This window comes from Streptomyces sp. NPDC056527 (genome assembly GCF_042794475.1).
GTDB lineage: Bacteria > Actinomycetota > Actinomycetes > Streptomycetales > Streptomycetaceae > Streptomyces.
Window position 1 is genome coordinate 67,354 of record NZ_JBHTTQ010000003.1, and the last position, 13,887, is coordinate 81,240.

12 protein-coding genes and 1 tRNA gene are annotated in these 13,887 nt (G+C 70.3%); 6 read left to right on the forward strand and 7 right to left on the reverse strand.

The features are described from left to right. Positions 1-6: 6 nt before the first annotated feature. From ACFQ7Q_RS02735 to ACFQ7Q_RS02750, 4 genes are all read right to left on the reverse strand, one after another. Positions 7-351, reverse strand: coding sequence for a rhodanese-like domain-containing protein (locus ACFQ7Q_RS02735; protein WP_383548867.1), 345 nt, complete (start codon positions 349-351; stop codon positions 7-9). A 43-nt stretch (positions 352-394) separates the two neighbouring features. After that, positions 395-1,219, reverse strand: coding sequence for a hypothetical protein (locus ACFQ7Q_RS02740; protein WP_383549122.1), 825 nt, complete (start codon positions 1,217-1,219; stop codon positions 395-397). 136 nt (positions 1,220-1,355) lie between these two features. Next, positions 1,356-2,804 (reverse strand): DUF2252 domain-containing protein, encoded by a 1,449-nt coding sequence (locus ACFQ7Q_RS02745; RefSeq protein ID WP_383548870.1) that lies wholly within the window; start codon positions 2,802-2,804, stop codon positions 1,356-1,358. A 125-nt stretch (positions 2,805-2,929) separates the two neighbouring features. Beyond that, positions 2,930-4,027: a hypothetical protein gene (locus tag ACFQ7Q_RS02750; RefSeq protein WP_383548872.1), complete on the reverse strand. Its 1,098-nt coding sequence runs from the start codon at positions 4,025-4,027 to the stop codon at positions 2,930-2,932. 165 nt (positions 4,028-4,192) lie between these two features. Here ACFQ7Q_RS02750 and ACFQ7Q_RS02755 point away from each other — a divergent pair, with 165 nt between their 5' ends. Continuing rightward, entirely contained in the window at positions 4,193-4,672 is a 480-nt protein-coding gene (locus ACFQ7Q_RS02755) for a MarR family winged helix-turn-helix transcriptional regulator (protein WP_383548875.1), read from the forward strand. On the opposite strand, the gene ACFQ7Q_RS02760 is transcribed toward ACFQ7Q_RS02755, so the two are convergent. The 3 genes from ACFQ7Q_RS02760 to ACFQ7Q_RS02770 all read right to left on the reverse strand — a co-directional run bounded on the left by ACFQ7Q_RS02760 (position 4,669) and on the right by ACFQ7Q_RS02770 (position 7,355). Beyond that, entirely contained in the window at positions 4,669-5,328 is a 660-nt protein-coding gene (locus tag ACFQ7Q_RS02760) for a response regulator (RefSeq protein ID WP_383548878.1), read from the reverse strand. The genes ACFQ7Q_RS02755 and ACFQ7Q_RS02760 overlap by 4 nt on opposite strands. Positions 5,329-5,367: 39 nt before the next feature. Further along, the gene (locus tag ACFQ7Q_RS02765) at positions 5,368-7,041 is read right to left on the reverse strand and encodes a sensor histidine kinase (protein ID WP_383549125.1); all 1,674 of its coding nucleotides are present in this window, start codon (positions 7,039-7,041) and stop codon (positions 5,368-5,370) included. Positions 7,042-7,268: 227 nt separating this feature from the next. Next, positions 7,269-7,355 (reverse strand) — tRNA-Leu (locus tag ACFQ7Q_RS02770). Positions 7,356-7,873: 518 nt separating this feature from the next. Between ACFQ7Q_RS02770 and ACFQ7Q_RS02775 the strand changes: the two genes are divergently transcribed. The 5 genes from ACFQ7Q_RS02775 to ACFQ7Q_RS02795 all read left to right on the forward strand — a co-directional run bounded on the left by ACFQ7Q_RS02775 (position 7,874) and on the right by ACFQ7Q_RS02795 (position 13,844). Next, the gene (locus ACFQ7Q_RS02775; protein WP_383548880.1) at positions 7,874-8,734 is read left to right on the forward strand and encodes an FhaA domain-containing protein; all 861 of its coding nucleotides are present in this window, start codon (positions 7,874-7,876) and stop codon (positions 8,732-8,734) included. 10 nt (positions 8,735-8,744) lie between these two features. Then, positions 8,745-9,269: an FHA domain-containing protein gene (locus ACFQ7Q_RS02780; protein WP_329118517.1), complete on the forward strand. Its 525-nt coding sequence runs from the start codon at positions 8,745-8,747 to the stop codon at positions 9,267-9,269. A gap of 176 nt (positions 9,270-9,445) precedes the next feature. Further along, complete coding sequence (locus ACFQ7Q_RS02785; RefSeq protein WP_383548883.1) at positions 9,446-10,924, forward strand: Stp1/IreP family PP2C-type Ser/Thr phosphatase; 1,479 nt, start codon at positions 9,446-9,448, stop codon at positions 10,922-10,924. Positions 10,925-10,950: 26 nt separating this feature from the next. Further along, positions 10,951-12,381: an FtsW/RodA/SpoVE family cell cycle protein gene (locus tag ACFQ7Q_RS02790; RefSeq protein ID WP_329118513.1), complete on the forward strand. Its 1,431-nt coding sequence runs from the start codon at positions 10,951-10,953 to the stop codon at positions 12,379-12,381. After that, complete coding sequence (locus ACFQ7Q_RS02795) at positions 12,378-13,844, forward strand: peptidoglycan D,D-transpeptidase FtsI family protein (RefSeq protein WP_383548887.1); 1,467 nt, start codon at positions 12,378-12,380, stop codon at positions 13,842-13,844. Before ACFQ7Q_RS02790 ends, ACFQ7Q_RS02795 begins: the two co-directional genes overlap by 4 nt. Positions 13,845-13,887 lie beyond the last annotated feature (43 nt).

Sequence of the window (13,887 nt, forward strand, 5' to 3'; positions counted from 1 at the left end):
CGGCTCCTACAGGACGAAGCCCGGGCTGCCGTCGTTCCCCACGACCGGCCGCCCGGCACCGTCCCAGGCGAGCATCCCGCCGTCGACGTTCACCGCGTCGATCCCCTGCTGCACCAGATACTGCGTGACCTGCGCCGACCGGCCACCCACCCGGCACATCACATACGCGCGACGGCCATCGGCCACCGCCTCGGTCACCTCACCGAACCGCGCAACGAAGTCACTCATCGGCACATGCAGCGCGTCCACCGCATGCCCGGCCACCCACTCGTCGTCCTCCCGGACATCCAGCACCAGGGCATCGGCCGGCACGGAGGCCGCTTCCACCGAGGGCAGCGGGGCGAAGTTCATGGGACGGGCCTTCTCTCATTCAGTACCGAGCTCTGACAAAAACCTACTGCACCAGTCCGGCCAGCTCCGCCTCACGCTCGGAGACCTGCGCCAACAGCTGCTCGGCGATCTCCTCCAGCAACCGGTCCGGGTCGTCCGGCGCCATCCGCAGCATCGCGCCGATCGCGCTGTCCTCCAGCTCCCGCGCCACCAGCGTCAGCAGCTCCTTGCGCTGCGTCAGCCACTCAAGGCGCGCGTACAGCTCCTCGCTCTCGCTGAGCCGCTCCTCCTCCGGCACCGGACCCGCGGCCCACTCGGCGGACAGCTCCCGCAGCAGCGCGACGTCACCGCGCGCGTACGCGGCGTTCACCCGCGTGATGAACGCGTCGCGCCGCTTGCGCTCGTCCTCGTCCCGCGCCAGATCCGGGTGCGCCTGCCGCGCCAGCTCGCGATACAGCTTCCGGGCCTCCTCGCCGGGCCGGACCCGCTTCGGCGGCTGCACCGGCTGCTCGGTCAGCATCGCGGCGGCCTCGGGCGACAGCCCGTCGGAGTCGATCCAGTCATGGAAGAGCTCCTCGACGCCGGGCATCGGCATCACGACCGCCCGCGCCTCCTGCGCCCGCCGCAGATCCTCCGGATCCCCGGTCTTGGCCGCCCGCGCCTCGGCGATCTGCGCGTCCAGCTCGTCGAGACGCGTGTACATCGGGCCGAGCCGCTGGTGGTGGAGCCGGGAGAAGTTGTCCACCTCGACCCGGAACGTCTCCACCGCGATCTCGAACTCGATCAGCGCCTGCTCGGCCACCCGCACGGCCTTCTCCAGCCGCGCCTCGGGCCGCTCCGCACCGGCGTCACCATCCGGGCTCGCGCCCTGGTCCACGTCCTGGTCCACGCCTACGTCCTCGCTCCGGTCCGTCACCCCACCAGCCTACGATCCCGTCGGGGGCCCTCCCCCCTCCCTCCCCCGCCCCGCCCCATCCCCCGTCCCCCTCGGCGACGTCAGCCCGTGGTCGGGCAGGCGTCGGCCGTCACACTCCGAGCTCGGCCGCTATCCGGCCGTTGTTCACCGCTGTGACCAGGTCGGTGTGGTCCGCCGTGGTGCGGTCGGCGTACGCGACGGCGAAGGCCGCGATCGCCTCGTCGAGCTCCTCGTTCTTTCCGCAGTAGCCGGCTATCAGACGCGGGTCGGCGCTGTGGGCGTGCGCACGGGCCAGCAGGGCGCCGGTCATGCGGCCGTAGTCGTCGACCTGGTCCGGGGTGAGGGCGGCCGGGTCGACGCTGCCCTTGCGGTTGCGGAACTGGCGCACCTGGAAGGGGCGCCCCTGCACCGTGGTCCAGCCGAGCAGGATGTCGCTGACGACCTGCATCCGCTTCTGCCCCAGGACCACGCGGCGCCCTTCATGTCCCGCGTCCGGGACGGTGAATCCGACGGCCGGGAGGTGGGGGAGCAGGGCCGAGGGCCGTGCCTCCTTCACCTGGAGGACGAGGGGCTCTCCGCGGTGGTCGAGGAGCAGCACGACGTAGGAGCGGGTGCCGACGCTGCCGGTCCCGACGACGCGGAAGGCGACGTCGTGGACTGCGTACCGGGCGAGCAGCGGCAGCCGGTCCTCGGAGACGGTGGCCAGGTAGTCGCCGAGGGAGGCGGCGACCGCCGCCGCTTCCTGGTCCGGTACGCGGCGCAGTACCGGCGGTGCGTCGACGAAGCGCCGGCCTCCGCCGTCGGCGTCGGTCACGGACTCGGTCGACTTGGCGGCGAAGCGTGCGCTGGTGTTGTTCCGTGCCTTCTCCGAGACCCGTTCGAGGGTGCCGAGCAGGTCACGGGCGTCGGTGTGGGAGACGAGCTCCTCGTCGGCGATGGCGTTCCAGGCGTCGAGGGCGGGGAGCTTGGCGAGCAGGCGCATCGTGCGTCGGTAGGCGCCGACGGTGTCGAAGGCGGCGGCCCGGCAGGTGTCCTCGCTCGCTCCCGCTTCCCGCCCGGCGAGCACCAGGGAGGTGGCGAGTCGCTTCAGGTCCCATTCCCAGGGGCCGACGACGGTCTCGTCGAAGTCGTTGAGGTCGATGACGAGGCGGCCGCGTGCGTCGCCGTAGAGGCCGAAGTTGGCCGCGTGCGCGTCGCCGCATATCTGGGCGGCGACGCCGGTGACGGGGGAGCCGGCGAGGTCGTGGGCCATGAGTCCGGCGGATCCGCGCAGGAACGCGAAGGGGCTGGCGGCCATTCTGCCGACGCGTATCGGTGCGAGTTCCTTCACCCGGTCGCGGCTGGATTCCTCGACGGCGCGGACGGCGTCGGGACGGTCGCCGGCGAGGGTGAGCGTGCTGTGGGTAGAGCGCGGGACGCGCTCGCGCAGGGACTTGCCCTGTTCCTTGGGGGTGTCCGTGGCTCCCGCGGCTGCCCGCTCTGCGAACCCGGGCACGTGCGGAACGCGTCCGCTGTCCATGCCTCGCTGTTCCGGTACGACGGTCCGGATCTCGCCCATGAGACATCCTCCCCCGACTTGGTGTGGCGCTGCCCAACATCAACTGGGCATGACGGTACCGCCGGGTCGGTCGGCCCGTCTTCCCCCTGTGGACAACGGCCTGTGGACAACGGGGGTCGGGACGCTCAGACCCCGACGGCCTGCTCCAGTTCCTCCTGCAGTTCCTCCTCCGGCTCCTCCTTCGGCGGGCCCTCCGGCTCCTGCCGTCGGCGCGCCTCGGCAACGGCCGCGACGGCCATGAGAGCGACTCCGGCGAGGAACCACAGGGCGAGGACGAGGAGGTGTCCGCCGAGGGCGTGGTCGTCGAAGTAGACGTGGCCGCGGACGCCCTCGACGAAGCCGGCGCCGTTCCAGAAGGCGTGCAGGGCGGCGAAGAGGCCGGGCTGGAGTTCGGGGCGGTAGATGCCGCCTGAGCTGGTGAAGTTGAGCATGACGAACAGGACCATCACGCCGAGGGTGGTCCAACGGCGCAGGAAGGTGTGGAGGCCGACGCCGATCAGCAGGATGCCGGCCGAGTACAGCCATGACATCGCCCAGACTCCGCCGAGTCCGTGGTCGACGAGGTGGAACATCGGTCCGGCGAAGACGGTGCCGATGAGGCTGACGGCGAGCGATGTCCCGGCGGCGAGCAGGGCGCGGATCCGGAGGGGGAGGACGGCGCCCGCGCCGCCGATGACGGCGACGGAGGCGTACGAGCCGATGCTGAGGGCGACCAGGAGGAAGAAGATGCCCTGTCCGGTGGGGTCGCCGTCGGAGACGGGGGCGACGTCGGTGACCTTCAGGGGCGCGTTCTGTCCTGCGGCGACCTTGGTGAAGACCTTCTCGACGGCCATGGCGCTGGTGTCGGAGGAGGCGGAGGCGACGAGCAGTTCGGGGCGGGTGCCGGGGATGTAGGCGCCGTAGGAGGTCTGTTCGCGCAGTGCGGTGACGGCGGTCTGCCGGTCGGCGACGGTGCGGACGTCGAGGGCGCCGGCACCCTTGTCGTGGAGGGTCTGGGCGAGGACCTGGGCGGAGGGGCCGGAGCCGACGACGTCGACGCGCAGGTCGTGGGGCTGGGGGGCGTGGAAGGCGCCGAGGTAGGCGAGTCCCATGCCGACGCACATGAGGAGCGGGGTGAGCAGATGCCCGAGCACGTGCCGCAGCGCGCCCGCCGGCGCCGATCCCGACGCCGGTCCCGGTGCCGTACCCGCCGGTCCCGGTGCCGTACCCGCCGATGCCGCCATCGATCCTGGCGTCGATCCCGAGATCGGTGCCGTTCCCGCCGATGCCGATCCAGCAGTGCCTGGGGACACGAGCACCCACCTCCATTGTTGGCTTTTACAACTAAAGAACCGTTGTACTATACAACTGAACTGTCATCGAGCAAACCGGGACCAAAGGAGCGCACCATGACCGACGCCCCGCGCGAGACATCGGTCGACACCATCCAGCGGGAACTGACGGCATTCGCCCGCCGGGCCCGCGCCGCGGCCGCCCGGCTCCATCCCGAGCTCCCGCTCGTCTCGTACACGCTGCTCGCCCACATCGTCGACCAGCAGGGCTGCCGCGCCACCGATCTCGCCGCCCACTATCTGCTGGACAAGTCGACGGTCAGCCGCCAGGTCGGCGGCCTGGAGAAGCTCGGTCTCGTCGAGCGCCGGCCGGACCCTGAGGATCACCGGGTGCAGGTGCTGCATCCCACGGAGGCGGGCACGCGCATCCTCGCCTCCACCCAGGCCAGCCGGCGGGCCGCCTACCAGGAGCGCCTCAAGGACTGGTCGGCAGAGGACCTCGCCCGATTCGCCGCGTACCTGCTCCGCTACAACGCGGCCGGTCCCGTCGCCCTCCCCGACGGCAGCCCCGCCGACCCCACCACGACAAGCCCCTAGAGCCCCGCGTCGCGCGCGAGGAGCGCCGCCTGGACCCGGTTCTCGCACCCCAGCTTGGCGAGGATCCGGCTGACGTACGTCTTCACGGTGGCCTCGCTCATGTGCAGGCGCCGCCCGGCGTCCGCGTTGGACAGCCCCTCCCCGAGCAGCGCGAGCACCTCGCGTTCCTTCTCGCTCAGCGCCGCCACCCGCGTCCGCGCCTGTTCGGCGCGGGCCACTTCGCGTCCCGAGGCGAGCTGTTCCACCACGTGCCGGGTGGCGGCGGGAGACAGATAGGCGTCTCCCGCCGCCGCGGCCCGTACCGCCCCGATCAGCTCGGCCGGGGCCGTGTCCTTGAGCAGGAACCCCGCGCCGCCGTGCTCCAGGGCGCGCAGGACGTTCTCCCGTTCGCCGAAGGTCGTGAGCACGATCACCTTCGTCGAGGGCGCCGCCCGGCGCAGTTCGGGCAGGGCGGAGAGTCCGTCGAGGACCGGCATCTGGATGTCGAGGAGCACGACGTCGGCGGCGTGGGCCCGCGCCTGCTCGACGGCCTCCCGCCCGTTCGCGGCCTCCCCCACCACCTCGATGTCCTGGTCGGAGGTGAGGATCATCCGGATCCCGGCCCTGATCAGCGGCTCGTCATCGGCGATCACGACCCTGATGCGCTGCCCTGTCACAGCTACTCCCCAACGGCTACCGATTCGGGCGGGCCAGCGTTAGCGCTTGACCTCGTACGACTTTTTCTCGATCAGCTTGCCGTCCTTGAAGCAGAACCGGAAAACCGGCTCTGCTTCGCTGTCCACGACCTCCGAGGACATCAGCACCAGGCACTTCGCCCCCTCGGGCTCCGCGGGGCCCTTGCCGTGCAGACCGGTGGTGGCGATGGTGTCGCCGGACGGGAGCCGGTCACGCACCTCCTGCTCGGCCGCGCCGACCTTGACCGCGTCGTACTCGCCCGGATCGATCATGCCCTTCTCCATGGCGCCGACCAGGAAGTAGACGCCGAAGCCCCCCGCCACCAGCAGCAGCACCAGGGACGCGAACGCGATCCCGCATCCCACCGCGACTCCGCGGCCCGTGCTCCTGCCCCCGCGCATCGCCATCGCCAGCTCCCGTTCCGTGAACGTCCAGTCGGCCGGTCCGACCGTGACCGGACCAAGGTCGCCGACCAGGGGCCGCGTCGACTGCTGCCGGAAGTCGTCGGCCACATCGACCAAAGGCGCTGCTTCGACCACCCCGTAGGGGAGTACGCCGGCGACCCGGAACCCGCCGCCGTCGGCGGGGCCCGCGTGGACCATGCCGCCGACGAGCCGGGCCCGCTCGTACAGCCCGGTCAGTCCCTGTCCGCCGCTCACCACGTCCCGCGGCGGGTCGGCGACCGGCTCGTTGCCGATCTCGATGACGAAGGAGTCCGGCTCGTACCGCACCTCGACGTCGATCGGCGCCCCCGGCGCGTACTTGTAGGCGTTGGTGAGCGCCTCCTGGACGATCCTGTACGCGGCGTGGTCGGCGGCCGGCGGGAGGGGCTGGTACTCCCCGAGCCGCCGTAGCTCCACCTTGTTCCCGGCGGCCCGTGCCGCCTCGACGAGCCCCTCGATACCGGCGGTCCCCCGTGCCGCCCGTCCCGATTCGTCGCCGGCCCGTACGGGCGCCGTGGGCGCCTCGACCGGTGCCTCGATGCCGTCGTTCAGGATGCCGACGACCTCGCGCAGTTCGTGCATCGCGGTCACCGACGCGTTGCGCAGGACGCCGACCGCCTCGCGCTGTCGGTCGGTCAGCTCCCGGTCGACCTCCAGGGCGCCGGTGTGCACGGAGATGAGGGCCAGTTGGTGTCCGAGGCTGTCGTGCATGTCCTGGGCGATGCGCTGCCGTTCCCGGAGCCGGGCCGACGAGGCCACCATCGCGCGTTCCCTCAGCAGTTGGGCGTTGCGCTCCTGGAGGGCGTGGAGCAGGCTCCGGCGCTGGGTCCAGTACCGGTTGGCGAGGCCGGGTGCCAGCGTCGTCCCCAGGTAGTACAGCGTCGACATGAACACGACGGTCAGGGTCCGGTGCAGGTCCCAGACGTCGAGCAGGGACGTGGCGATGTTCAATACGTACGCGACGGTGAACGCGATCAGCGCCCGTCCGGCGCCGGCGATGTACCGGCCGGCGGACCAGCCGACGAGGATGAGCAGCACCAGGAAGCCGGGCAGGAGGGGCGCGAGGCCGCCGGTGAGGATGAGCGTGGTGGAGGGCAGCCGGCGGCGCAGCAGCGACAGGACCGCGGCGGCCAGCGCGACCGCGGCGAGCTGCCATCCGTGCTCTCCGGCGAGTTCCTCGGTGCCGGCGGCCAGCAGCGCCATGACGACGGCGAGCACCACTTCGCCGGCGGTCCTGCGCCGCGACCACATGCCGGGCGTCGCGAACCATTTCCAACCGGCGCGGAGCCCGGCCCTGCTCTTCGTAGTCGCGTCCACGCTCGCACCCTAGGGAGTGCCCACCCCGCGCCGCGGCTCTCTTTCGTCGCTCGCCGGCGCGACGAACGTCTCACCCGTCGGCCGCGCCGGACGCCGATCACCGGGCGCGCGTCCACAACATGCGGAAGCCCCGTAGGTCGATGACCTACGGGGCTTCCGTCTGGTGCGCGAGGGGGGAGTTGAACCCCCACGCCCTTTCGGGCACTGGAACCTGAATCCAGCGCGTCTGCCTATTCCGCCACCCGCGCATTGGGTGTGCTCCGGGCTCCCTCACCTTTTCGGTGTGATCGCCTGGCGACATCTGAAGATTAGCACGTCGCAGACCGTGGATTCACATCCGTTTGTTTGACCCCCTCCTCGAACGAACAGGACAGACGGAGACCGGGACCGGGGGCGGATGCCCGAACGATTGCCGGGACGGTCAGGACGGCAGGGACGGATCTCGGGACGGACGCAGGGACGGATCTCGGGTCGGATCTCGGGACGGATGTACGGATCCACAGAGAGAGGAGGGACACTCGGCGTGAACGAGGAGCCGACGGGTAACGGGAGGAACGGGGCGGACCGCCCCCACGGCCCCGCCCGGTCCCCCTGCTCGCTCTCCGGGTGCGGGACACTGTCCACAGGCCGCCTCTACGATCCGTGGGGAAGGTCTGTGAGAGGTGACACTCGTCCACAGGGCAGAGAAGGGGAACCAGCCGATTTCCCGACGCGTGGATACGATCAGTAAGCAGTACCAGGACGACAACGACGGAGGAGGTGCCCCATGGGAGTCCTGAAGCGTTTCGAACAGCGGCTCGAAGGTCTGGTCAACGGCACCTTCGCCAAGGTCTTCAAGTCCGAGGTCCAGCCCGTCGAGATCGCGGGCGCTCTCCAGCGTGAGTGCGACAACAACGCGACGATCTGGAACCGCGAGCGGACCGTCGTCCCCAACGACTTCATCGTCGAGCTGAGCACGCCGGACTACGAGCGCCTCAGCCCGTACTCGGGCCAGCTCGGCGACGAGCTCGCCGGCCTGGTCAGGGACTACGCGAAGCAGCAGCGCTACACCTTCATGGGCCCGATCAAGGTCCACCTGGAGAAGGCCGAAGACCTCGACACCGGTCTGTACCGGGTGCGCAGCCGCACTCTCGCGTCGAGTTCGTCACAGCACGCGGCGCCGCAGCAGGCCCCGGCCGCCGGCCCCTCGCAGGGTCGTGCGCCGGGTGGTTACGGCTATCCTCCGGCCGGTGCCCCGCCGATGCCCGCGGCCCCGCCGCCGGGCGCCGGTGCGCCGCGCCCCGGCCAGGCGCCCGCCGGCCGTCCCAACGCCGGTGGCCCCGGCCCCATGCCTTCCGCCGGCGCCCAGGTGCGCCGGTGGATCGAGATCAACGGCACCCGCCATCAGATCTCCCGCCCGACTCTGGTCCTTGGCCGCAGCACCGACGCGGACGTGAGGATCGACGATCCCGGCGTCTCCCGCCGGCACTGCGAGATCCGGACCGGAACGCCCTCGACGATCCAGGATCTCGGATCCACCAACGGCATCGTGGTGGACGGGCAGCACACCACCCGCGCTACGCTCCGCGACGGCTCGCGGATCGTCGTGGGCAGCACCACCATCGTTTACCGGCAAGCCGAAGGGTGAAGCGGGGGCAATGTCAGAGCTGACCCTGACGGTCATGCGGCTGGGTTTCCTGGCCGTTCTGTGGCTGTTCGTGATCGTGGCCGTCCAGGTCATCCGCAGCGACCTGTTCGGCACGCGTGTCACGCAGCGCGGTTCGCGCCGCCAGGACGCCCGTCCGCAGCAGAATCCGCGCCAGCAGGCGGCCGCGCCGCCCCAGCAGCGCGGACAGCAGAACGCGGGCGGCGGGCGGCAGCGCCGCGGCGCCCCGACCAAACTCGTCGTCTCCGAGGGCACCCTCACCGGCACGACGGTCGCCCTGCAGGGGCAGACCATCACGCTGGGGCGTGCACACGATTCGACGATCGTGCTGGACGACGACTACGCGTCCAGCCGCCATGCCAGGATCTACCCGGACCGGGACGGCCAGTGGATCGTCGAGGATCTCGGGTCCACCAACGGCACGTATCTCGACCGGACCCGCCTCACCACCGCCACACCGATTCCGCTGGGCGCGCCGATCCGCATCGGCAAGACCGTCATCGAGCTGCGGAAGTAGTGCTACGTCATGTATGAGTGCGAGCGGAGCGAGCGGGCCGAGGCGGTCCTCACAGTGGGCCGCACGGCGGACCGTGGGGTCCCGGCCGTGTCCTGGCACGGGCTCCCGACCGGAGGGTGGGCAGTGTGGCTCGAGACCGGCTGTACCCCGAGGCGACGTCGACGGGGCAGGTGCGCATGAGCCTGTCACTGCGCTTCGCCGCCGGGTCGCACAAGGGCATGATCCGTGAGGGCAACGAGGACTCCGGCTACGCCGGTCCCCGTCTGCTCGCCATCGCCGACGGCATGGGTGGTCAGGCCGCCGGTGAGGTCGCCTCCTCCGAGGTGATCTCGACGCTGGTCACCCTCGACGACGACGTCCCCAGTTCGGACATCCTCACCTCGCTCGGTGCGGCGGTGCAGCGTGCCAACGACCAGCTGCGGATGATGGTCGAGGAGGACCCCCAGCTGGAGGGCATGGGCACGACGCTCACCGCCCTGCTGTGGACGGGCCAGCGCCTCGGCCTGGTGCACGTCGGCGACTCGCGGGCGTACCTGCTGCGCGACGGGGTGCTCACGCAGATCACGCAGGACCACACCTGGGTGCAGCGCCTCGTCGACGAGGGCCGGATCACCGAGGAAGAGGCCACGACCCATCCGCAGCGTTCGCTGCTGATGCGTGCGCTGGGCAGCGGCGACCATGTCGAGCCCGACCTGTCGATCCGTGAGGTCCGGGCCGGCGACCGCTATCTGATCTGTTCCGACGGGCTGTCCGGAGTCGTCTCCCACCAGACGATGGAGGACACCCTCGCCAGCTACCAGGGCCCGCAGGAGACCGTGCAGGAGCTGATCCAGCTCGCGCTGCGCGGCGGCGGCCCCGACAACATCACGGTGATCGTCGCCGACGTCCTCGACGTCGACGGCGGTGACACGCTCGCCGGTCAGCTGAGCGACACCCCGGTGATCGTCGGCGCGGTCGCCGAGAACCAGGTGCAGCCTTCGGACGGCGGAGCGATGCAGACGCCGGCCGGCCGTGCCTCCGGGCTCGGCCGCCCCGCGCCGCACCAGCAGCCCCCGGCGGGCGGCTTCGGTCCGCCCGGCAGCGGCGACGACCACGGGTACGGCGGGATGCCCCCGCAGGGCTCGTTCGGGTCGTACAGCGACGAGGACTTCACCAAGCAGCGCGGCGGCCGCAAGTGGCTGAAGCGGAGCTTCTTCCTGATCCTGGCGCTGGCCGTGCTCGGCGGCGGCGCGTACGGCGGCTACCGCTGGACGCAGACGCAGTACTACGTCGGCTCGAACGAGGAGCACGTGGCGCTGTACCGGGGCATCAGCCAGGACCTGGCCTGGGTCTCGCTGTCGGATGTGGAGAAGGACCACCCCGAGATCGAACTCAAGTACCTGCCGGCGTACCAGCGCAAGCAGGTCGAGGACACCATCGCCGGCGGCAGCCTCGGCAAGGCGCAGACGAAGATCGCGGAGCTTTCGGCGCAGGCCTCGGCCTGCAAGAAGGCCGAGCAGCGCCGTGAGGCCGCAGACAAGGCCGCGGACCAGGCGAGCAAGCCGCCCGCCGACGGTTCCACCCCCGAATCCAAGCCCACCACAGCCGCTCCCTCCCCGGGCCCCACCCTCACGGAGGACGAGCAGAAGCTGGCCTCGAACTGCGGCAAGCAGTAAGCACCCGTAGGGGGCCTTTCACCACCATGAGCGTTGTCACCAACACGACCACCATCGGCGCGATCGAGGCGCCGAGCCGCCGCAACACCGAGCTGGCGCTGCTGGCGTTCGCCGTCGTCATCCCGGTGTTCGCCTATCTGAACGTCGGCCTGGCGATCGACGGCAAGGTGCCCGCGGGAATGCTCGGGTACGGGCTCGGCCTCGGCCTGCTCGCGGGCGTCGCGCACCTCGTGGTGCGCAAGTTCGCGCCGTACGCGGACCCTCTGCTGCTGCCGCTGGCGACCTTGCTGAACGGGATGGGTCTGGTGCTGATCTGGCGCCTGGACCAGTCGCCGCGCATCATCTCCCGGTACAAGACGTTCACCCCGGACGCGCCCAGCCAGATGCTGTACTCGGCGATCGCGGTCGCGATGTTCGTGGGTGTGCTGCTGGTCCTGAAGGACCACCGGGTGCTCCAGCGGTACACGTACATCTCGATGGTGGCGGCCCTGGTGCTGCTGCTGCTGCCGCTGGTGCCGGGCCTCGGTGCCGATGTCTTCGGCGCCAAGATCTGGATCAGCGTCGCCGGCTTCTCCATCCAGCCCGGCGAGTTCGCCAAGATCATCCTGGCGGTCTTCTTCTCCGGCTATCTGATGGTGAAACGGGACGCGCTGGCGCTGGCCAGCCGCCGGTTCATGGGGCTCTACCTGCCGCGTGGCCGTGACCTCGGCCCGATCCTCACGATCTGGGCCGTCAGCCTTCTCATCCTGGTCTTCGAGAACGACCTCGGTACGTCGCTGCTGTTCTTCGGCATGTTCGTGATCATGCTGTACGTGGCGACGGAGCGGACCAGCTGGGTCGTCATGGGTCTGCTGATGTCCACCGCGGGTGCGGTCGTCGTCGGTTCCACGGCCGGCCACGTCAAGTCCCGTGTGGCCGCCTGGCTGGACCCGTTCGAGTGCCTGAAGACGGCTCCCGAGGGCTCCAACATGGCCGCCGCCTGTGACCAGATGACGCAGGTGCTGATGTCCTTCGGCTCCGGCGGCATCCTCGGCACCGGCCTCGGCCAGGGCAACTCGGACCTGATCGGCTTCGCCGCCAACTCCGACTTCATCTTCGCCACCGTCGGCGAGGAGCTCGGTCTGGCCGGCGTCATGGTCTTCCTGCTCCTGTACGGCCTGATCATCGAGCGGGGTGTCCGGACCGCCCTCGCGGCCCGCGACCCCTTCGGCAAGCTGCTCGCGATGGGCCTGTCCGGCGCCTTCGCGCTCCAGGTCTTCGTCGTCGCCGGCGGTGTGATGGGCCTCATCCCGCTGACCGGTATGACCATGCCGTTCCTCGCGTACGGCGGTTCGTCCGTGATCGCCAACTGGGCCCTGATCGGCATCCTGATCCGGATCAGCGACACCGCGCGCCGCCCGGCGCCCGCCCCCGCCCCCTCCCCCGACGCCGAGATGACCCAGGTGGTCCGTCCGTGAACAAGCCCCTGCGACGGGTCGCGATCTTCTGCGGCCTGCTGGTCCTCGCCCTGCTGCTCCGCGACAACTGGATCCAGTACGTCCGCGCCGACGAGCTGAACGCGCACCCGAAGAACCGGCGCGTCACGATCGAGCGGTACGCGAACGAGCGCGGCAACATCATCGTGGACGGCAAGCCGATCACGGGCTCGGTCGACTCCCAGGACCCGTACTACCGCTTCAAGCGGACCTACGTCGACGGCCCGATGTGGGCACCGGTGACCGGGTACGCCTCGCAGGCGTACGACGCCAACCAGATCGAGAAGATCGAGGACGGCATCCTCACCGGCAACGACGACCGGCTCTTCTTCGACCGCACGCTGTCGATGTTCACGGGCGACAAGAAGAAGGGCGGCAACGTCGTCACGACGCTGAGCGGCGCCGCCCAGAAGGCCGCCTTCGAGGGGCTCGGCAGCAAGACGGGCGCGGTCGTGGCCATCGAGCCGAGCACCGGCAAGATCCTCGCGCTCGCCTCGACCCCGTCGTACGACCCCTCGTCCTTCGCCGGCTACTCCAGCAAGGACGAGAAGGCGTGGATCGCGCTGGAGAAGGACAAGAACAAGCCGAAGCAGAACCGCGCCCTGCGCGAGATCTACCCGCCCGGCTCCGTCTTCAAGGTCGTCACCGCGGCCGCGGCGCTGGAGAACGGCAAGGTCACCGACATCAACGCGGCGACGGACACACCGGAGCCGTACATCCTGCCGCTGTCCACCGTGCCGATGAAGAACCACGCCAGCGGGTGTGAGAACGCCAGCCTGAACAAGGCGCTGGAGGTCTCCTGCAACTCGGTCTTCGCCAAGCTCGGTGACGAGGTCGGCCGCGACAAGATGGTCGAGATGGCCGAGAAGTTCGGTTTCAACGCCGAGCAGTTCACGCCGGTCCGCTCGGCGGCCTCCGTCTACGACAAGAAGATGGACCGCGGCGGCAACGCCCAGTCCTCCATCGGCCAGTTCAACACCGCCACGACTCCGCTGCAGATGGCCATGGTCACGGCGGCGATCGCCAACGACGGCAAGCTGATGAAGCCGTACATGGTCGACAAGCTGGTGGCTCCGAACCTCGACGTGATCAAGCAGAACGAGCCGGAGGAGATGAGCCGCCCGGTCTCGCCCGAGAACGCGCAGCTGCTCCAGCAGATGATGGAGAACGTCGTCTCGAACGGCACCGGCGGCAAGGCCGACCTCAACATGGACGGCGTGAAGGTCGGCGGCAAGACGGGTACGGCACAGCACGGCCCGAAGAACGCCGCTCGCCCCTTCGCGTGGTTCATCTCATACGCCAAGACCGCCCAGGGCTCCCCGGTCGCGGTCGCGGTTATCGTCGAGGACTCGGCGGGCACGGACCGCGAGGACATCAGCGGTGGCGGCCTCGCCGCCCCGATCGCCAAGGCCGTGATGAAGGCGGTAGTGAAGAGCAGGAGCTGACCTTGCGGCCGGGCACCGGCCAGGTACCGGTCAGGTATCAGGT

What these genes read in the sequence shown, in the direction of transcription:
- ACFQ7Q_RS02735 (WP_383548867.1), bottom strand. Translation starts at nt 351, where the DNA reads ATGAACTTCGCCCCGCTGCCCTCGGTGGAAGCGGCCTCCGTGCCGGCC.
- ACFQ7Q_RS02745 (WP_383548870.1), bottom strand. Translation starts at nt 2,804, where the DNA reads ATGGGCGAGATCCGGACCGTCGTACCGGAACAGCGAGGCATGGACAGC.
- ACFQ7Q_RS02750 (WP_383548872.1), bottom strand. Translation starts at nt 4,027, where the DNA reads ATGGCGGCATCGGCGGGTACGGCACCGGGACCGGCGGGTACGGCACCG.
- ACFQ7Q_RS02755 (WP_383548875.1), top strand. Translation starts at nt 4,193, where the DNA reads ATGACCGACGCCCCGCGCGAGACATCGGTCGACACCATCCAGCGGGAA.
- ACFQ7Q_RS02765 (WP_383549125.1), bottom strand. Translation starts at nt 7,041, where the DNA reads ATGTGGTCGCGGCGCAGGACCGCCGGCGAAGTGGTGCTCGCCGTCGTC.
- ACFQ7Q_RS02775 (WP_383548880.1), top strand. Translation starts at nt 7,874, where the DNA reads ATGGGAGTCCTGAAGCGTTTCGAACAGCGGCTCGAAGGTCTGGTCAAC.
- ACFQ7Q_RS02780 (WP_329118517.1), top strand. Translation starts at nt 8,745, where the DNA reads ATGTCAGAGCTGACCCTGACGGTCATGCGGCTGGGTTTCCTGGCCGTT.
- ACFQ7Q_RS02785 (WP_383548883.1), top strand. Translation starts at nt 9,446, where the DNA reads ATGAGCCTGTCACTGCGCTTCGCCGCCGGGTCGCACAAGGGCATGATC.
- ACFQ7Q_RS02790 (WP_329118513.1), top strand. Translation starts at nt 10,951, where the DNA reads ATGAGCGTTGTCACCAACACGACCACCATCGGCGCGATCGAGGCGCCG.